General features: G+C 42.3%; 19 protein-coding genes. 11 read left to right on the forward strand and 8 right to left on the reverse strand.

Annotation, left to right across the window (positions count from 1 at the left end; genetic code table 11):
* Positions 1-115 precede the first annotated feature (115 nt).
* The 3 genes from ACFFJH_RS07950 (at position 116) to ACFFJH_RS07960 (ending at position 1,374) form a co-directional block, all read left to right on the forward strand.
* Positions 116-484: a hypothetical protein gene (locus tag ACFFJH_RS07950; RefSeq protein ID WP_390211506.1), complete on the forward strand. Its 369-nt coding sequence runs from the start codon at positions 116-118 to the stop codon at positions 482-484.
* On the forward strand, positions 484-840 hold the full coding sequence (locus tag ACFFJH_RS07955; protein WP_390211508.1) for a hypothetical protein: 357 nt from the start codon (positions 484-486) through the stop codon (positions 838-840). Before ACFFJH_RS07950 ends, ACFFJH_RS07955 begins: the two co-directional genes overlap by 1 nt.
* A gap of 141 nt (positions 841-981) precedes the next feature.
* Positions 982-1,374: a helix-turn-helix domain-containing protein gene (locus ACFFJH_RS07960; RefSeq protein WP_196308820.1), complete on the forward strand. Its 393-nt coding sequence runs from the start codon at positions 982-984 to the stop codon at positions 1,372-1,374.
* A 191-nt stretch (positions 1,375-1,565) separates the two neighbouring features.
* Here the strand turns inward: ACFFJH_RS07960 and ACFFJH_RS07965 are convergent, their stop codons facing one another.
* The 3 genes from ACFFJH_RS07965 to ACFFJH_RS07975 form a co-directional block, all read right to left on the reverse strand.
* Entirely contained in the window at positions 1,566-1,739 is a 174-nt protein-coding gene (locus ACFFJH_RS07965) for a hypothetical protein (protein WP_155436638.1), read from the reverse strand.
* A gap of 202 nt (positions 1,740-1,941) precedes the next feature.
* Positions 1,942-2,148 carry a hypothetical protein gene (locus ACFFJH_RS07970; protein WP_155436639.1) on the reverse strand — a complete coding sequence of 69 codons (207 nt, stop codon included), beginning with the start codon at positions 2,146-2,148 and terminating at the stop codon, positions 1,942-1,944.
* On the reverse strand, positions 2,138-2,449 hold the full coding sequence (locus tag ACFFJH_RS07975) for a hypothetical protein (RefSeq protein WP_155436640.1): 312 nt from the start codon (positions 2,447-2,449) through the stop codon (positions 2,138-2,140). The genes ACFFJH_RS07970 and ACFFJH_RS07975 overlap by 11 nt, the downstream gene beginning before the upstream one ends.
* Positions 2,450-2,741: 292 nt before the next feature.
* On the opposite strand from ACFFJH_RS07975, the gene ACFFJH_RS07980 reads away from it, so the two are divergent.
* From ACFFJH_RS07980 to ACFFJH_RS07995, 4 genes are all read left to right on the forward strand, one after another.
* A complete protein-coding gene (locus tag ACFFJH_RS07980; RefSeq protein WP_155436641.1) occupies positions 2,742-3,170 on the forward strand; it encodes a plasmid mobilization protein in 429 nt (142 codons plus the stop codon).
* Entirely contained in the window at positions 3,171-4,577 is a 1,407-nt protein-coding gene (locus ACFFJH_RS07985) for a relaxase family protein (protein ID WP_390211509.1), read from the forward strand.
* Between the two features lie 55 nt (positions 4,578-4,632).
* Positions 4,633-4,983, forward strand: coding sequence for a hypothetical protein (locus tag ACFFJH_RS07990; protein WP_390211510.1), 351 nt, complete (start codon positions 4,633-4,635; stop codon positions 4,981-4,983).
* 61 nt (positions 4,984-5,044) lie between these two features.
* Positions 5,045-5,377, forward strand: a complete 333-nt coding sequence (locus ACFFJH_RS07995; RefSeq protein WP_390211511.1) for a hypothetical protein — start codon at positions 5,045-5,047, stop codon at positions 5,375-5,377.
* Positions 5,378-5,400: 23 nt separating this feature from the next.
* Here the strand turns inward: ACFFJH_RS07995 and ACFFJH_RS08000 are convergent, their stop codons facing one another.
* Positions 5,401-6,558: a tyrosine-type recombinase/integrase gene (locus tag ACFFJH_RS08000; protein WP_390211512.1), complete on the reverse strand. Its 1,158-nt coding sequence runs from the start codon at positions 6,556-6,558 to the stop codon at positions 5,401-5,403.
* A 336-nt stretch (positions 6,559-6,894) separates the two neighbouring features.
* Here ACFFJH_RS08000 and ACFFJH_RS08005 point away from each other — a divergent pair, with 336 nt between their 5' ends.
* Positions 6,895-8,070: an acyl-CoA dehydrogenase gene (locus tag ACFFJH_RS08005; protein WP_390211514.1), complete on the forward strand. Its 1,176-nt coding sequence runs from the start codon at positions 6,895-6,897 to the stop codon at positions 8,068-8,070.
* Between the two features lie 140 nt (positions 8,071-8,210).
* Positions 8,211-9,029 (forward strand): orotidine-5'-phosphate decarboxylase, encoded by an 819-nt coding sequence (gene pyrF, locus ACFFJH_RS08010; protein ID WP_390211515.1) that lies wholly within the window; start codon positions 8,211-8,213, stop codon positions 9,027-9,029.
* A gap of 123 nt (positions 9,030-9,152) precedes the next feature.
* On the opposite strand, the gene ACFFJH_RS08015 is transcribed toward pyrF, so the two are convergent.
* From ACFFJH_RS08015 to ACFFJH_RS08030, 4 genes are all read right to left on the reverse strand, one after another.
* Positions 9,153-9,638: a CinA family protein gene (locus ACFFJH_RS08015; protein ID WP_390211517.1), complete on the reverse strand. Its 486-nt coding sequence runs from the start codon at positions 9,636-9,638 to the stop codon at positions 9,153-9,155.
* 132 nt (positions 9,639-9,770) lie between these two features.
* On the reverse strand, positions 9,771-10,283 hold the full coding sequence (locus ACFFJH_RS08020; protein WP_390211519.1) for a phosphatidylglycerophosphatase A family protein: 513 nt from the start codon (positions 10,281-10,283) through the stop codon (positions 9,771-9,773).
* Between the two features lie 14 nt (positions 10,284-10,297).
* The gene (gene thiL, locus ACFFJH_RS08025; protein WP_390211521.1) at positions 10,298-11,278 is read right to left on the reverse strand and encodes a thiamine-phosphate kinase; all 981 of its coding nucleotides are present in this window, start codon (positions 11,276-11,278) and stop codon (positions 10,298-10,300) included.
* Between the two features lie 161 nt (positions 11,279-11,439).
* On the reverse strand, positions 11,440-11,931 hold the full coding sequence (locus ACFFJH_RS08030; protein WP_390211523.1) for a DUF6882 domain-containing protein: 492 nt from the start codon (positions 11,929-11,931) through the stop codon (positions 11,440-11,442).
* A gap of 424 nt (positions 11,932-12,355) precedes the next feature.
* Here ACFFJH_RS08030 and ACFFJH_RS08035 point away from each other — a divergent pair, with 424 nt between their 5' ends.
* Both ACFFJH_RS08035 and ACFFJH_RS08040 read left to right on the forward strand, forming a co-directional pair.
* Positions 12,356-14,665 carry an NADP-dependent malic enzyme gene (locus ACFFJH_RS08035; protein ID WP_390211524.1) on the forward strand — a complete coding sequence of 770 codons (2,310 nt, stop codon included), beginning with the start codon at positions 12,356-12,358 and terminating at the stop codon, positions 14,663-14,665.
* Between the two features lie 738 nt (positions 14,666-15,403).
* Positions 15,404-17,587 carry a M4 family metallopeptidase gene (locus tag ACFFJH_RS08040; protein ID WP_390211525.1) on the forward strand — a complete coding sequence of 728 codons (2,184 nt, stop codon included), beginning with the start codon at positions 15,404-15,406 and terminating at the stop codon, positions 17,585-17,587.
* Positions 17,588-17,728: the final 141 nt, after the last annotated feature.

The following is a 17,728-nucleotide window of genomic DNA, read 5'->3' on the forward strand; positions in this document are numbered from 1 at the left end:
AATTCACTCCACAATACAGCGACGAAATAAACAATTTAAAGCGATTACCCATCAACTGCCTATTACTAGGAGGGTTCAACATGAAATAGACAAACTACTTATGAAAGGAATTACCATGTCTAAGAAAAACAAAAACGCAGTAACAAAATTTGAAGTAAATGTTCAACCCGTTCCATTTGGTGCAATTTCACTAGATGATTTTGTTAGTTCAAGAGCTTGTGATGCTGCACTTAAAGTTGCCAGCAAACATGATGACGCTGAAAAGCCATTCGCCTTCCTTTGTTCATATCAATTTACAGAAATTTGTAATTCAGTTTGCCATGCGGGTCGTCCTGAATTGCTAGATAATGAAGAATTTCAGAAATACGCAGTCAAGTTTGCTTCTGAAATTGTTAGTACACACTTCATTGAAATGTTCATGGTAATTGGTGGCACTATTTCAAACTTGCTTGCCAAGAATGAAGCTCAGAAAGGAGGTGTGTAATGAAAGTCTCTACATGCCTTCAATACTGTATCAAAGGAATGGGAAAACCACTTTTCAACTTTGCCAACACCAAAGATGGAAAGACCTTGATCAATATCCAAAAGAAAATGAACTTCAACCGTGATGACCAAATCAAGGAAACCTTGATCGCTTTCAATAGCTACTTCATGGTTGAAGCAGCAATCAGGTTGAAACGACTTCCTAAACATCCTCAATCTGTTATCAAGTTCATGGGCTCTGATGAGTTTGACCATCTTCACCAAGAAATTGTCCGCACAGTAGAAGAAAACTACTCAATGTTGATGAACTGTTTGAACAGTAAAGAAAAACGAAAGCTAAATGCTATGTTTGATTAAAAAAAGCACCTTCGGGTGCTTTTTCATTTCCGATTGCTAGATGATATTTATTGGATGCCAGTCTTCAACACCACTTGCTACAACTGGATCGCATCGGCTCTTGTCAGTATACTGATAGCAACACCGAATCAGGAGAGCTACATGAATGATGATTTGAAGAAAATTCAGGATGAAAAAATCAAAAAAATGGTTGGTGCTTGCATCAAACGTAGGAGAGAAGCAACAGGTTACACACAAGAAGAAGTAGCAGAAAAACTCCATTTAAACACTGCTTCTTATGCGAGATATGAACAAGGAACAGCAGAACTATCCATCACCCGTTTGGCGCAACTAGCTGATATTTTTGAATGTGGTTTGGATCAACTTGTGATTGATACCAGTCTCAGAGTAGAAGAACAGACAAAAAGAATTGCTTTGGCTCTTGAAAATGTTTCTGTTTATGATCGTGAAAGTATCATGCAGGTTATTGAGCAAGTTTGCAAAATAGCTTGGAACAAGAGTAGAACTAGAAAACTACCCGATCACCTACGATAAAAAGCCAAATAGACACCTAACAGTGGTGTCGAAGATTTTTAGAGCAGCTTGGTTGTGAAATTGGTGCTCTCGTCAATTAAAAATGCAGTTTAGTTCATCGCTAAAAACAACCAGCTATGATTTAATTTTAGCAAACCAAAAAATCGAATCAATAGCAGAAAAAAGAAAAGCACCCTAGCGGTGCTTTCTTTTCATTTCTCATTTTTATCATCATCTCTTGATGGAATATAAGAAGCAACTTCTTCCATTACATCAATCAGATTTCCATCTTCATCATAAACATTGATGAACGTTTTTCCATCTCTAATCACGGTTTCAGTGAACGTGTTTCCGTTGAGTGACTTGATTCTGATTCCTGAGTTCATCGTTTTCTCCATGTGATAGTGTGAGCATAACGCGATCTTTCCCGGCTGGGAGCACCTACTTTGTTTATGGTCCAGGATCTGAACCACAAACAAAGCAGGTCGATGAAAAACCTCATCCCTACAACTGAGCCACGTTAGTGAAACCAGCTCGTCTGGTTCTCTATACATGAGCCCCTTTGAGGGGCGGCATCAGCCGGGTGACTTACTCAGGATCACTCACCCCAACAGCACCAGGAAGCAGTCTATTTTTTCGCACAACACCATCAAGAATAGTCTTCAACTCGTGGAGCTTTTGAGCTTCATTCTGGATGTTCAAGGCTTGAACCAAGTCTCTCAAGTCTGCCACTGATACCGAAATTTCATCAATGGTAGTGAGTTGGTTTTTATCGTAGATGAATTCAACCCCCATTTTTATCTCCATCAATTTTTGCAAGATATTTTGACTTTTGGATCAAAGTTTCTTTAAGTAATTGCTCAATATCTATGTTATTTTTCTCAGCATGGTCTTCAAGAACTCTGAAATTTTCATCACCAATCAGCTTTGCAAATCCAGAAGCTCTTGCTCTTTTTTGCTTTGTTACATACTCAGATACAGCCTTTCTAACGACCATTCCGAAATTATCTGATAGACCTGTTTTTAGTAAATTTTCATCGATCCACTGTGCATCTTCATTTCGAATAAATGTGGTTTTTTTTTGGCATCCCTTCATAATTTTCTCCTTCTTTTTACTATCCTACAAAATCGGAAAGCGAAATCAAGAGCACATTCTGATTTTATCTGCTATCGACTTTTCTAGAAAAATTCGACATTGATTTTTAATTTCGTAGAATAAAAATGTGGGAAAAATCTTTTTTGTGATTTTCTTAAAATCCAAAAAGCGAGACTAATAAACCATACGGGCTAAATCCCATAAATGGGCTTTACCGATGGATTTATCTCTCGCTAGGGCGCTGCCCTAGAACCCTAAAAAGCTCAACAACAATAATAAAAAAGGAGCACACATGAGCAAAGAAGTTGAACCAAAAAAACACCCAGGTCGTAACGGAAGTGATGATGATCATCAGTTCAAGAGAACATATTCTTTAGATGTAAAGCTTTCACCAATTGAACACGACGCACTAAAAAGTGAATGGAAAAAATCAGATTTCAATTCAGTTGCGCAGTTCGTAAGAAATAAAATTTTTTGTGGTGAAGAAACAAAAATTGATCTTTACTGGGATCAAAAACAAGAAGATAAAAATTTGAACAGAAGCATACTTTCTGAGTTGAGTAGAAGTGGAAATACCTTGAATCAGATCGCAAAAAAATTGAACACAACAAAAGAATTTACTACTCAGGAAGCAAGACTTTTATTGAAGGATTTGGCAAATGCCCTTAAGGAAAATGATGAAATCAAGAAAAAATTCATTGGGACAATCCAAAATAAATAAATGATTAATGCAATCAACGATAACGGCACTGGCTCAATTGCAGATGCAATTAACTACTTAAAAAGTGATTTCGATCATAAAAATAACAGAAGAAGTGTGAAGCCAAGAGATTTTGCAGGTAGTGCAGAAGAGTGCATTGTTGTCGCTGATTCTATTGAAAGAAAACATAAATATGTATCTGGAACTCTATCTTTTCGTGATGGAGAAAAACCAACTGATGCACACCTACAAAAGATCGTTGACGCATTTCGTAAAACATTTATGGCGGGACTTGAACCAGGAGTGAATTACGTGGATTACTGGAATATTCACGAAGACAAAGGAAACATCGAATTAAATTATGTTATCCCGTTGGTTGAGTTGACCACATCGCGCCAAATGAATCCATTTCCACCAGGTAAAGCTAAGGAAGATTTTAAGGATGCTTTTGATGCCTATATTAATCATCAAATGGGTTACGACCAGGTTGTACCTGATCCAATCAAAGCATCTGAATCAAAATTTGAAAGAAAAGTTTTACCAAAATCCAATTCAAAATCTGCTGAAGAATTTCGTAAAAACAAGCCAACAAAAGATGAAGTATCTGACTGTGTTGCTCACCAAATCATCAATGGAAAAATTTCTAGCAGACAGGATTTGTGTGATTTTTTAGAAAATTTTGGAGAAATAACAAGAGTGAATGATAAATTCATTTCACTAAAACCTTATGGCAGTGAAAAAGCTTTTCGCTTAAAAGGTCCCGTTTATGAATACGGTGCAGACTACAAACAGATAAAAATTGATCATCAAACAAAAAATGCTGACTTCAAAAAACAGTTAAATGATTCTGATTTTGAAAAGGTAAGAGCTACACTTGAAAGACTTACAAAATCCAGAAGAGCGTTCAACAAAAAATTAGTTTCTAAACCTTTTGGTAGAAGAAATAAGGATCGTGTTTATGGTGAAAAGAAAGAAAAACCTGTTCACGATGGTGGTGGAACTGGAAGTATTGGAGGTTCAGGTTCTACAAGTATTAAACCTATTTCTATTGAAAAAGAAGTTCCGATAACCAAACCTATTCAACCTATTACAGATAAAACCCAGACTGAAAGTAAACCAATTACAGCTAATATTTCAAGTTCATCAGGTGGCAAATCTGATTCTTCTGGCTCTAATAATGCACCATCATCATCAGATGGAATTTCCTCCGGTGGTTCAAGTTCTGATAGCTCCATTGGTGGAATGCAATCTCAACTGAATGACCTTAGAACTCAAATTAGCAATTGTAAGAATCCTGCTAAGGCTCAAGCTTTAAAATCACAAGCTGATAGTCTTGAACAGAGAATTGGTGTTGCTGTTGCTGCTGAAAGAATTAGGAAAATGAAAGAGACTTTAAAAAATAATACTCATAACAAATTTAAGAAATGAGTTGACTCCTTAATTTAATTTGCTAAAAGATAAATATCATCTAGCAAAGGAAGTTATGGATTACTCAGAAATAATGGCAGAGAATGGAAGGAAAGGTGGTTTTGCCAAAGCAGAAAAATACAAACCACTTATCAGAGAAGTAGTCAGGCTGTTTGTCACACGCCCAAAAATGACACAACAAGAGATCGCCTTAAAGGTGGGAGTTTCACAAGGATTTGTGTGTGAGCACACCAAAAGCCCATTCACCAAATTACAGCGATACGAACGACTTATTAAAAATATTGTTGGTGAATTAACTGATGATGAAGTAGACAAAATTCTTTTCAAAGCAAAGTTGGAAGAAAAACTTCTTGCTCATCAAGATGACATTAACACCATCAAGAACCACAAGCGATCAAAAATTTAGGTTAGATGATTTTTATCATCTGGCAATAGGAAGGAAAAGCAAAATCACCCAAGGAGACAATATGAAAAAAAATGGAATAATTATTAACTCAGAAACCATTACTTATTATAAAAATGGGAAAATTCATCGTGAAGATGGACCAGCCATTGAATGGAGAAATGGCAACAAGCATTGGTGTTTGAATGGCTGTTTACATCGCACTGATGGACCAGCTATTGAACTTGTAGAAACAGAGCAGAGGTGCACCATTAACAAATGGTCTATAAATGGCTTTTTCCATCGTGAAGATGGTCCGGCTGTTGAATGGGGTAATGGCTATAAAGAATGGTGGTATTATGGTAAGAAACTAACAGAAGAGACATTCGATGAGTGGAAACGAAATTGGAAATCATAAAAAAAGCACCCGAAGGTGCTTTTTTATTTTGCATTTGCCCATAGTTTAGTGCCAATGTCACTATGGCGCAAAGTTGCATACCTCTTCAAAGTTGATAGTTCAATATGTCCTGAAATTTTACTTATTTCAATATCAGTCAAGTTTGTATTAACGAAATACCAACTTACTGCACAATGTCTTAAATCGTGAATTTTAAAATCTTCAACTTTGGCATTTTTACAGATTACCTTGAACCTAGCAGCAAGAACAGAACTGCTACTCCAATAGTCACCAAACACCAATTGTTGACCATCTTTTTTCAGCTTCATCAACCTATCTTTGATGAAATGAAAGAACTCTGGTCTTAGTGGAACCTTGCGATCCTCAGCATTCTTCTTGTCTGCAATTTTGGTGTTTTCCTTTGGAACAAAAATGTATGAATGATGTGGATTTTTTTCATCCAAATGAATTTCATCCCACTTCATCAACAATGTTTCACCTGCCCGCATACAAGAATAGTATTGCCACAAGATAAGGCACTTCCATTCTTCCCGCTTCACATACATCTTGTTTGTTGCTTCTAGTAACCTATCCAATTCACCAGCTTCAAGAATGCGATCTCTTGGCTCCCATGCCTTGGGAGGTGGATTGTCATCAAATGGCTTTCGGTCAAAAGTGTAATCGTGATGCTTTGCATGCCAAAACAATGCTGTTTTGATTGCATAGTAATATTTCCTGATTGTGCTTTCGCTGTAAGTCTTTTTTTTCAGCTTGCCAGTGTCAGGATCAACCACTTGATGACCATCATAAAGAGGATGGGATTTTTTCTTTTTCGCTTGATCTGGAATTTCCTGTTCAAGCTTGGTTTTCAAATACAAAGCAAAAGTGCCAGCCTTAAAGTTTGAAAGAGGAACCTTCCCAATTTCAAGCTTCAACTTTTCAAGGTCGTATTTCTTGCCTTTGGCAACAGTGTTGTGCTTCAAGTATTCATCAAAAATCTGAGCCAAAGTCATCTTCTTGATTTTGGTGATGTCCACTGACTCACCACGATCAATCTTTGTCTTCACCTCACGGATGAACTTCTCAGCTTCCTTCTTGGTCTTGAAGGTCTTGCTAACAGCCACACCCGCTTCACGGATGCGCACCAGGAACGACACATCGCCATTGACACCCGTTCGTTCAGTGATCAACTTACCAGCCATCCTCCGCACTCCTTTCTAGTCGCCAAGCTGGAACTTGGAACAAATTTGGAACATTTTTAGTAGGATAGCGTACTTGATCGCCGTAAGTGCATATGGCACAATGACTTTTTAGAATTGTTGGTGCTCCCTCCTAAGCGTGGGATACAAGTTCGATTCTTGTCGGAGGGACCAGATTTTTCTATTTATGTCAGTTTCAATTGCTAAATTGGCACAGTTCAAATTTCCTCCTAAGCATAAATGGGTTAGCATGTTGGTCTAACAAAACAAGCGATGACCTTGTCGGCTACCCTGCATGTTGTCACGCAAAGATCAACCACAAGAATTTGAGAGACTACGATGGCAAAAGCATCATTCCAATGGGACGACCCATTATTGTTGAATTCCCAATTAAGTGACGACGAGCGTATGGTGCAAGAAGCGGCGCGCGTGTATTGCGAGGAGAAACTTGCACCGCGAATTTTGGACGCTTTTCGTAATGAACGCACCGATCCAGCGATTTTTCGTGAAATGGGCGCATTAGGCATGTTGGGTTCCATGATTCCGACAGAATACGGTGGAGCAGGTTTGAATTATGTTTGTTATGGCTTGGTGGCGCGCGAAGTTGAGCGTATCGATTCTGGATATCGGTCGATGATGAGTGTGCAATCGTCTTTGGTCATGGTACCTATCAATGAATTTGGTAGTGAAGCGCAAAAACGCAAATATTTACCAAAGTTAGCGACGGGTGAGTGGATCGGTTGTTTTGGCTTGACCGAGCCGAATCATGGTTCTGATCCGGGCAGCATGGTCACGCGTGCAAAAACGGTGGATGGTGGTTATTTGCTCACTGGTTCTAAGATGTGGATCACAAATAGTCCGATTGCAGACGTGTTTGTGGTGTGGGCGAAAACTGATGATGGTCGTATCCGTGGCTTTATTTTGGAACGCGGTTGGGAAGGTTTATCCGCACCGGCAATCCATGGAAAAGTGGGTTTGCGCGCTTCGATCACGGGTGAAATCGTGATGGACGAAGTGTTTGTCCCAGAAGAAAATTTGATGCCGCATGTCGAAGGCTTAAAAGGCCCATTTACTTGCCTAAACTCCGCGCGTTATGGTATCGCGTGGGGTGCTTTGGGCGCGGCGGAGTTTTGTTGGCATACCGCGAGACAATACACGATGGACCGCATGCAATTTGGTCGTCCACTCGCGGCGAATCAGTTAGTTCAAAAGAAGCTGGCTGACATGCAAACCGAAATTAGCTTGGCGTTGCAAGGCTGTTTGCGCCTCGGTCGCATGAAAGATGAGGGTACGGCTGCGGTAGAAATTACGTCCATTATGAAGCGTAATTCTTGCGGAAAATCGCTCGACATCGCCAGAACCGCGCGCGATATGCTGGGTGGTAATGGCATTTCAGACGAATTTGGCATCGCGCGTCACTTAGTGAACTTAGAGGTGGTGAATACCTATGAAGGAACGCACGATATTCATGCACTGATTTTGGGTCGTGCGCAGACGGGGATTGCAGCTTTTTAATCGTATTTCGGCTGACAACCTAAGGTCAGAAAAAGCGATGGTTTATAATGGAGGGATAAAAACTTGCTGATAAGGTGAGTTTTGTCCCTTTTTTATTGAGATCATCGACTTGATTTCATTTCAAACGATAGAGATATACTGTGACTTTTTTGCAAAAACTTTCCAGCGCTTGGACTACGAATAATTCTTTGTTATGCGTAGGTTTAGATCCAGACGTGAATAAATTTCCAGTGGAGTTGGCAGGACAGCCAGATGCGATCTACGCCTTTTGTAAAGCGATTGTCGATGCGACTGCCGACTTGGCTTGTAGCTTTAAACCGCAAATCGCTTACTTTGCTGCTTTGCGCGCCGAAGACCAGTTGGAAGCGATTTGCCGTTACATCAAAACGACTTATCCGGCTATCCCTATCGTGTTGGATGCAAAGCGCGGAGATATTGGCGCGACTGCAGAACAATATGCGCGCGAAGCGTTTGAACGCTATGACGCCGATGCGGTCACGGTCAATCCTTACATGGGCTTTGATTCTGTTGCGCCGTATTTAGAATGGAAAGATCGCGGCGCGATTGTGCTGTGTCGTACCTCGAATGCAGGTGGTTCGGATCTGCAATTTTTGGACGTGGGCGGTAAACCTCTATATCAACACGTCGCGCAATTGGTGGCGGACAAATGGAATACCAATGGCCAATGTGCGCTCGTGGTTGGTGCTACGTTCCCGAATGAAATCGCGCAAGTACGTGTTTTGATCGGCAACATGCCATTGTTGATTCCCGGCGTTGGCGCGCAGGGTGGTGATGTGGAGTCAACAGTGCGTGCTGGTCGCACTGCAAACGGCACTGGCATGATGATTAATTCTTCACGGGCGATTTTGTATGCAAAGCCTGTGGCGGATGAAAGCTATGCACAAGCAGCACGTCGGGTTGCTTTGGAAACGCGGGATGCGATTAATCGGTTTCGATGATCGAATTTCTAAAATGTAGAAAATATAAAGGCGCGAAGATTGACTTCTTCGCGCCTTTTTTATGTTGGTCTTGGTTCGTATTGAAATATTGTCTTGAAATAGCGAGTTAGTAAGCTTAAGGAATTAAATTTCATCCACGTAACGCAATAACTTAGTCAATGCATGCGCAATAGTTTGTTCACGCACTGCATGTCGATCACCACTAAATACTTTTCGCTCAGTGTGTGTGACGCCACCTACACGCCAACCAAAACAGACAGTACCAACAGGCTTGCCGGGAACGGCACCACCAGGGCCTGCAATGCCGGTGGTTGAAATTGATACATGTGCTTCCGAATTTGCTAATGCGCCTTCCGCCATCGCTGCCGCAATCTCTTCACTTACCGCGCCGTGTTGAGCTATTAGCGAGGCTGAAATATCCAACATTTCTGTCTTTGCTGAATTAGAGTAGCTAACAAAACCGCAATCAAACCATTCCGATGAACCAGCAATTTCCGTTAGTGCATAACATATCCCGCCGCCTGTACAAGATTCTGCGACAGATAACAATAGTTTTTTAGATCTGAGGGTGTCGCCAACTTTTTCTGCTAGTTCCAACATGTCAGCCATAATATGTCTCCTTGAAATTAGAGTGGCTATTTGTATCTGTCATTTTAAGAAATACTTTAGCACTTAGTGTCTTTGTTGAGGTGATTTATCTGATGGATTTTTTGTATTCCTAAGCACCAATCGATTGGATGTTCACCAAGTGCGATAAAGTGCAAAAGCCAATAACGCAAAAAATGCAGCGACAATATCGTCAAACATGACACCGAATCCACCCTTAAATCGTTGGTCAAAATAGCCGATCGGCGGTGGTTTGACCATATCAAAAAAACGAAAGGCAATGAAGGCCCAAAACTGGGTGATCAATGGTGCTGGCGTTATAAAGACCAGCACCAACCAGAAAGCGATTATTTCATCCCAGACCATGCTGCCGTGGTCGGCGACACCTAAATTTTTTCCTGTGACCGCGCAAGCCCATACGCCGATGAAGTAGCCAATCACAATGATTGCGCTCCAAACTACGGGCGTAAAAAGCGTGGGCCAGCGTAAATTTAAAACCGCAAAACTGAGCCACGCAAATAATGTTCCGGCTGTGCCTGGCATGATCGGAGATAAGCCGCTACCAAATCCTTGCGCTAAAAAATGAGCGGGATGTGCCAGCATAAAACTCGAGCCAGGCTTTAATATGGGATGTGGATTAGTTTCCATATAGTGTGCAATCTTTAAGGCGAGGTGAAGTGATCAAAGGATTTTAGGTGTAAATCTAGGGGCTGCTTATTTTGATCAAGTAGGCGTAATCCAGGTTCGGAATCGATGTTGCCGATCCGAGTGACGCGCGTATTGCTTATTTTACTGGCCTGCATGACAGCGTCTCTTTGTGCAACCGGCGCGGTGAAACATAGCTCATAGTCATCGCCACCCGCTAAGGTGAATTCTCTGCGAAGCTTAGTACTTTGTGTTTGTAAAATAGACCCAGCCGGTAATTCATCAACATATAAACTGGCTCCCACTTTGGATGCCGCCAAAATATGTCCGAGATCACCAATCAATCCATCAGAGATATCTAAGGCCGCATGCGCGATGCCGCGCAAAGCAATTCCTAATGCAACACGCGGTGTGGGTTGATGCATGCGGATTGCGGCTTGTTGATGAGATGTTTCGTCTAAATCTAGTTCTTTCCAGTAGGCTGCGAGCGCCAGACGTGCATCGCCCAAAGTGCCAGAAATCCAAATATCATCTCCGACTTGAGCCGCATCGCGGCGTAAGGCCGCTGCTGGCGGTAGCTCACCCAATATCGTAATGCAGATATTTAACGGGCCTTTGGTCGTGTCTCCACCAATTAGGCGGCACTGATGCGTCTTTGCCAGACCTAACAAACCTTGCGAAAAGGCGGCTAGCCAGTCGCGATTGGCTTCTGGCAAGGATAGCGCAAGGGTAAATGCGAGTGGCTTTGCCCCCATCGCAGCCAGATCTGAAAGATTGACTGCCAAGCATTTGTGGCCGAGTAAATAGGGATCAGCATCGGGAAAAAAATGTCTGCCTGAGACCAACATGTCGCTAGAGATAGCAAGCTGCATGCCCTGACTAGGATTGAGTAGCGCACAGTCGTCGCCTATGCCTAATGCAAAGCGTGAATCTTGGGGGGAGTTTTGTGCGTAATCTTGCACAAAATATTGTTTGATGAGATCGAATTCGGAGAGCATGTCGCATTGTACCGAAAGCGAAATGTGGGCGGGAAAAGAAATTAGTGATTACTGCAACTTATAGAGTATGGAGCTGAAATAAGTTCGGCACAGCGTTTGGCTTGTGCCTCTGGATACTATCTTTGACTTTGATGCAAGGTGGGTGATGTAAGGTGGGGCATTCAGCTTTGTTTTTCGTGTGCGATTTGCACGTCGCCAAATGTCAAGAACATACTCACCCCTGGTCTAATTAAAACACGGTAAGCACCTTTTGCCTGATTTAAGTGCATGGTCAATGCCGTTAATTCCCATGCGCGGTGTTCGGTGCATTTTAGTTTGCTTTTGGTGAGTTCGCGTACACTATGTTTTTTACCAAATTGTTTTACCGTTGTGGCATAGCGTTGTAAGGCTGGAAGTATGGAGGGATGATCCCAAGCCCATAAAAAACTGCTGTCTTGGTGGTGATAGGTGCCGACAATTTGTGCGGGAGCCAGTGCAAAGCTGCCGTCGTCGAAGTTTAATAGTAGTTGACCGTTCGCTTGATCCAAATGCCAAGATTTTTCTTCGCCCAGACGCCAGTTTGCGTTGTGCAACATGTTGGCAGTTTGGGCTTGTTCTGCGCTGGTGGCGATATAGGCTTCAAGGTTTTTTTCTCGAGGGAACAGCTTTACCATCTTTTATTATCGCTTTCGGGTACTCGATCTTCGCGGCCTAAATACCATCTACCTGCGACGATTTTTATTTTTAAATTTTAGATATTTTTTGCTTCCGAAAAAATACTGGAAAACATGTAATTAAGCAAATGAAGTTTCATAGCAAAGGTATATTTTTGTGTCTAATTTGTATTTGGGGCGTATTGTGTTTGCTAAGAGGGGAGTTGCAGCCATACTTTGTCAGCTTAGCGTTAATGATGGTCATTTAAATAATTTGATGTGCAAATGATATTTGTTTGGACTGATTGTGACATTTTTCTTCTGTGCTTATGCAAAAAAGTAATGGAACTCGTATAAATACGTATGAAGCAAATGTTGCCCGTCTGCTAGAATCATTAACCCCCATTCGTTTGTATAAGTTTGTATAAAGAAGGAATTGACCAGCATGGATTCGCCAGAACAAAAAGAGTTACTTCGTAAACAATTGCGTCAAGCTGCTTTGGAATATCATGAGTTTCCGACTCCAGGCAAAATTAGCGTAACGCCGACAAAACAATTAACCAATCAACGTGATTTGGCCTTGGCTTACTCTCCCGGCGTGGCGTCTCCGTGCGAGGAAATTGTGGCGGATCCCGCTGCTGCGTTTAAATATACGGCTCGCGGCAATTTAGTCGGTGTGATTACAAACGGTACGGCAGTGCTTGGTTTGGGAAACATCGGCCCCTTGGCCTCTAAGCCCGTGATGGAAGGTAAGGGCGTTCTCTTTAAGAAATTTGCTGGTATTGATGTTTTTGATATCGAAATTAATGAATCTGATCCTGATAAATTGGTTGATATTATTGCCTCTCTAGAACCGACCTTTGGTGGGATTAATCTGGAGGATATTAAAGCACCCGAATGCTTCTATATTGAACGTAAATTACGTGATCGAATGAAGATTCCAGTCTTCCATGACGATCAGCATGGAACCGCGATTATCGTTGGTGCCGCTATTTTGAATGGTTTAAAAGTAGTCGGTAAAGATTTAAAGGACTGCAAACTCGTAGTGTCTGGCGCTGGCGCTGCCGCTTTGGCCTGCTTAGATTTGATTGTTGATTTAGGTTTTCCGATTGAAAACATCTTTGTGACGGATCTGGCGGGCGTGGTCTATAAGGGCCGCGTTGAATTGATGGACCCGGATAAAGAACGTTTTGCGCAAGAGACTACGGCGCGTAGTTTGAAAGAAGTGATCGTTGACGCAGATATTTTCCTAGGCTTGTCAGCTGGTGGCGTTCTGAAACAAGATATGGTGAAAACCATGGCGTCACGTCCCTTGATTTTGGCTTTGGCCAATCCTACCCCAGAAATTTTGCCGGAAGAAGTGAAAGCCGTTCGTGACGATGCGGTGATGGCAACCGGGCGTTCGGATTTTCCGAATCAAGTGAATAATGTATTGTGTTTCCCTTATATTTTCCGTGGTGCCTTGGATTGTGGTGCGACTACCATTACACGAGAAATGGAAATCGCAGTCGTGCATGCTATCGCTGATTTGGCGCAAGCCGAGCAATCTGATGTCGTTGCCTCCGCCTACGGCATCTCCAATCTGTCATTTGGCCCTGAATACTTAATCCCTAAACCATTTGATCCGCGCTTGATGATTAAGATTGCACCTGCTGTCGCTAAAGCGGCGGAAGAGTGCGGAGTTGCCGCTCGACCCATCCAGGATATGCAGGCATATAGCGACCGTTTGCAGCAGTTTGTGTACCACAGCGGCACGTTCATGAAACCTTTGTTCCAGATCGCGAAAAAAGCGCCCGATTCACGCAAGCGTATTGTTTTTGCCGAGGGTGAAGAAGAGCGTGTACTCCGTGCAGTCCAGGTCGTGGTGGACGAAAAATTGGCTAAACCTATCTTGGTAGGTCGCCCTCATATCCTAGAAAAACGTATAGAAAAATTTGGCCTGCGTTTACGTGCAGGCGTTGATTTTGAAGCGATTAATCCAGAGATGGATGCGCGCTATCGTGATTATTGGCAGACTTATCATCAAATGACCTGTCGTCAAGGTATTACTGAACAATACGCGAAATTAGAAATGCGTCGCCGTCATACCTTAATCGGTGCGATGATGGTGCATAAAGGTGATGCTGATGGCATGATTTGCGGTACTTTTGGTATCGGTAGTCTGCATTTATTCTATATTAATCAAGTGCTTGGCAAACGTGCGGGCGTCAATGTGTATGCTGCGATGAATGGTTTGGTTTTGCCTGATCGTCAATTGGTGCTGGTGGATACTCACATCAATGAAAATCCAACGGCCGAGCAAATCGCAGAAATTACCATTTTGGCGGCGGAAGAAATGCGTAGGTTTGGATTGCAACCTAAAGCGGCATTATTGTCACACTCAAATTTTGGTTCCAGTAACAGTGACTCCGCCAAGAAAATGCGTAGCGCCTTGAGTATTGTGCAACGCGATGCGCCTGATTTAGAGATTGATGGCGAGATGCATGGCGATACCGCATTGGATTCTTGTTATCGTCAAAAAATGATGCCGACATCGACATTGAAAGGTGATGCCAATTTGCTAGTCATGCCAAATATTGATGCCGCCAATATTGCTTATAACCTGTTGAAAACAGCTGCCGGTAATAATATTGCGATTGGCCCGATTCTCTTGGGTTGTGCTAAGCCTGTACATATTTTGACCTCATCCGCAACGGTGCGACGCATTGTGAATATGACAGCACTGTGCGTGGTGGATGCTGTTGCACAGCGTTAATTTGTTAGGTTTATGATTTTGCTCGATTAAGCAATTAAATTTTAGTTTTTAATTTCCAATTCAAACCGCTAGCTTTTGGTTAGCGGTTTTTTTTCGTCTGTTTTTGACCTGAATTGGTTTTAATCTGAATTTATTCTCAAGTATTCCCACATTATTTGTAGTTATTTCTCATCTCAATTCAGGCAGTTCAAGGGCGAATATTGCTCGCTATTAAGCATATATTTTCAATACCACTTAAAAAATGTCCCTAAGAAACACAAAATTTCTTTGGGAAAGTGATGCTGGGAAATATTTTTGTGTAATACCACTTTTGTGTTGTAAAAAAGCTTCCGCAATTATTATTTAAACACTTGTGATAAATTATTAGTTAGTGAAGTTTATTCCGTGCTTTTAGGTGTTTTTTTGTTTAATTTTGTTTAAATGCCCCGTTCAGAACTAAATTTAGTTTGGAATAGGTGAGCCAAATTGTCTCTAAATTAACTTGTATAGTTAAATTTGAATGTTTTCAAGATCAATATCCTCTGTTCTACTGGCACTCGCCACGCGAGATTCGTCATTCGATTTGTCATCCACACTGGATGTTTCGAAAATTACTGACGGTCTTAAATAAGAAGAGCGGATTGCCACTTCATACACATTGAGTTGAAGCAAAACTGGCAATCACAAAATGGGGACTGGGGTCAAAAGCTTTGGTCAATTCTGTACTTAGGGAGTTTTTCGACAAAAAGGTAGAAAAAGATGAAAAAGAGTATCAAGTTACAAGTAGTACGCCCAACATTGTTAGCAGCCATGATCGCTGCTACTTTCAGTGCTTCTGCAGCTGATCGTGTTGATTTGGCAAAATTTCAAGGTGCGCAAAATAAATCATTCGCAGCTGGTTCATCTTCACAAGCGTATGAGTTTTTAGGTTTAGGCGCATCTGATTTGCGGGCAGTTCGTAGTCAGGCTTATGGTAGCAAAGTCGTTACTCGTTATGAGCAATTACATCAGGGCGTCCCAGTTTGGGGTGAAGCAATTGTCGAGCATAAAGATGCTAGTCAATCTATCGTTGCTTCTGCGGCGCGTTCATTCCACGGCACAATGTTGAGTAATCTGAGTAACGATATTCCTAGCGCAAGACCATTGTACTCAGAAACACAAGCCATAGGCTTGTTGAAAAATGCGAAGCGTCCTGCCAATACAAGTAACGAACAATCAAAATTGTTCGTGAAATTGGGTGCCAATAACGTTGCTAAATTGGTGTATTTGACATCCTATGTGACTATCGGCGCCAATGGCGCACCAAGTCGTCCACATGCATTGATTGACGCCAACACCGGTGCCGTTCTGGAACAATGGGAAGGCATTACGCATTTAGATGCTGGCGGCCCAGGCGGTAACCAACGTATTGGTCAATACACTTACGGTCCAGCAGGTAGCGGTTCAACTTATGGTCCTTTGAATGTGTCTAGCACATGCCAAATGACTAGTCCAAATGTTGATACTTACAACATGAATGGTGCTACTTCTGGCTCCGGCACATTGTATAAATTTACTTGCCCAACGAATACCTACAAAGCAATCAATGGTGCTTATTCTCCTTTGAATGACGGTCATTTCTTCGGTAACGTTGTGTTTAATATGTACCAAGACTGGTTAGGCTTGCGTCCAATTTCAGGCAAATTACAAATGCGTATTCACTATGGTACTAACTATGAAAACGCATTCTGGGATGGTACGGCAATGAGCTATGGTGATGGCGGTTCTACTTTCCATCCTTTGGTTTCTTTGGGCGTCACTTCTCATGAAGTCAGCCATGGTTTCACTGAGCAAAATTCTGGTCTGGTGTACTCTGGTATGTCTGGCGGTATGAATGAAGCGTTCTCAGATATGGCGGGTGAAGCGGCTGCGTGGTACATGCGTGGCACTGGAACTTTCATGGTCGGTGACGATATCAAAAAAGGTTCTGGCGCGATGCGTTATATGTATAACCCAGAATTAGATGGAATTTCCATTGGCCATGCAAGTAAGTACACGAGCAGCATGGACGTACATCACACCAGCGGCGTGTTCAACAAAGCTTTTTATTTGTTGGCTACTAAATCTGGTTGGACAGTACGTAAAGCCTTTGAAGTCATGGCTGATGCAAACCGTTTGTACTGGACTGCAAACAGCACATTCAACCAAGGTGCTTGTGGTGTAGAAAAAGCAGCGATTAACCGTAACTACGCTGTGGCTGACGTAACTGCAGCATTTGCATCCGTGGGTGTGACTGGTGGCTGCGGTGGCACTACGCCACCTCCAGGTGGTGGCGTATTGACTAAGGATGTATCTGTCACTTTCTCTGCGGCCACCGGTCAAGGTGCAACTTACACATTCGCAGTACCAACAGGTGCGACGAATTTGACATTTAAAATGTCCGGCGGCACTGGTGACGGCGATTTGTATACGAAGTTAGGTTCCGCACCAACGACGACATCTTACTTAGCCAAATCTGACGGCTCTACCAATGCAGAAACGATCACAATTGCGGCACCGACTGCAGGAACTTACTATTTGTTGGCTAATGCTTATGCCGCAGTGAACGGTGCGTCAATTGTGGCTAGCTACCAAACTGGTACTACACCTCCAACAGGTAATGTGTTGGTGAGTGGCGTCGCGCAATCAGTGAGTTTGGCAGCAAGTGGTTCTAAGGTGTACAACATCACGGTTCCAGCCGGTAAAACTAGCCTGACATTCACATTGTCTGGAGGTACTGGTGACGGTGATCTGTATGCTCGCATGACAACTGCGCCAACAACGACTAGCTACACTAAGAAATCTGATGGTGCGACTAATACTGAAACGATTACTTTCAGTGCACCAGCAGCTGGTACTTACTACTTGTTAGTTAATGCCTATACAGCAGTTGGTAGCGCAAGTGTTAAAGCGGTAGTTCAGTAATAGCGACGTAAGTAAGCAAGGCATCACTGTGAAATATTTTGCAAATGCCTTGTTTGACGTAGAGAAAGTCAAATCGAGTGCTTAAGTTCTTTGATTTGATTTTCTCGTCATAGACAAAGAGCTGTCGAGTAATTGACAGCT

This window comes from Affinundibacterium danionis, assembly GCF_042432465.1.
Lineage (GTDB): Bacteria > Pseudomonadota > Gammaproteobacteria > Burkholderiales > Burkholderiaceae_D > Undibacterium > Undibacterium danionis.

Coding starts and splice junctions, on each gene's coding strand:
- ACFFJH_RS07970 (WP_155436639.1), bottom strand. CDS start 2,148: ATGGGGGTTGAATTCATCTACGATAAAAACCAACTCACTACCATTGAT.
- ACFFJH_RS07960 (WP_196308820.1), top strand. CDS start 982: ATGAATGATGATTTGAAGAAAATTCAGGATGAAAAAATCAAAAAAATG.
- thiL (WP_390211521.1), bottom strand. CDS start 11,278: ATGCTCTCCGAATTCGATCTCATCAAACAATATTTTGTGCAAGATTAC.
- ACFFJH_RS08035 (WP_390211524.1), top strand. CDS start 12,356: ATGGATTCGCCAGAACAAAAAGAGTTACTTCGTAAACAATTGCGTCAA.
- ACFFJH_RS08005 (WP_390211514.1), top strand. CDS start 6,895: ATGGCAAAAGCATCATTCCAATGGGACGACCCATTATTGTTGAATTCC.
- ACFFJH_RS07980 (WP_155436641.1), top strand. CDS start 2,742: ATGAGCAAAGAAGTTGAACCAAAAAAACACCCAGGTCGTAACGGAAGT.
- ACFFJH_RS08040 (WP_390211525.1), top strand. CDS start 15,404: ATGAAAAAGAGTATCAAGTTACAAGTAGTACGCCCAACATTGTTAGCA.
- ACFFJH_RS07955 (WP_390211508.1), top strand. CDS start 484: ATGAAAGTCTCTACATGCCTTCAATACTGTATCAAAGGAATGGGAAAA.
- ACFFJH_RS07985 (WP_390211509.1), top strand. CDS start 3,171: ATGATTAATGCAATCAACGATAACGGCACTGGCTCAATTGCAGATGCA.
- ACFFJH_RS07950 (WP_390211506.1), top strand. CDS start 116: ATGTCTAAGAAAAACAAAAACGCAGTAACAAAATTTGAAGTAAATGTT.
- ACFFJH_RS08015 (WP_390211517.1), bottom strand. CDS start 9,638: ATGGCTGACATGTTGGAACTAGCAGAAAAAGTTGGCGACACCCTCAGA.
- ACFFJH_RS07965 (WP_155436638.1), bottom strand. CDS start 1,739: ATGAACTCAGGAATCAGAATCAAGTCACTCAACGGAAACACGTTCACT.
- ACFFJH_RS07990 (WP_390211510.1), top strand. CDS start 4,633: ATGGATTACTCAGAAATAATGGCAGAGAATGGAAGGAAAGGTGGTTTT.
- ACFFJH_RS08000 (WP_390211512.1), bottom strand. CDS start 6,558: ATGGCTGGTAAGTTGATCACTGAACGAACGGGTGTCAATGGCGATGTG.
- ACFFJH_RS08030 (WP_390211523.1), bottom strand. CDS start 11,931: ATGGTAAAGCTGTTCCCTCGAGAAAAAAACCTTGAAGCCTATATCGCC.
- ACFFJH_RS07995 (WP_390211511.1), top strand. CDS start 5,045: ATGAAAAAAAATGGAATAATTATTAACTCAGAAACCATTACTTATTAT.
- ACFFJH_RS08020 (WP_390211519.1), bottom strand. CDS start 10,283: ATGGAAACTAATCCACATCCCATATTAAAGCCTGGCTCGAGTTTTATG.
- ACFFJH_RS07975 (WP_155436640.1), bottom strand. CDS start 2,449: ATGAAGGGATGCCAAAAAAAAACCACATTTATTCGAAATGAAGATGCA.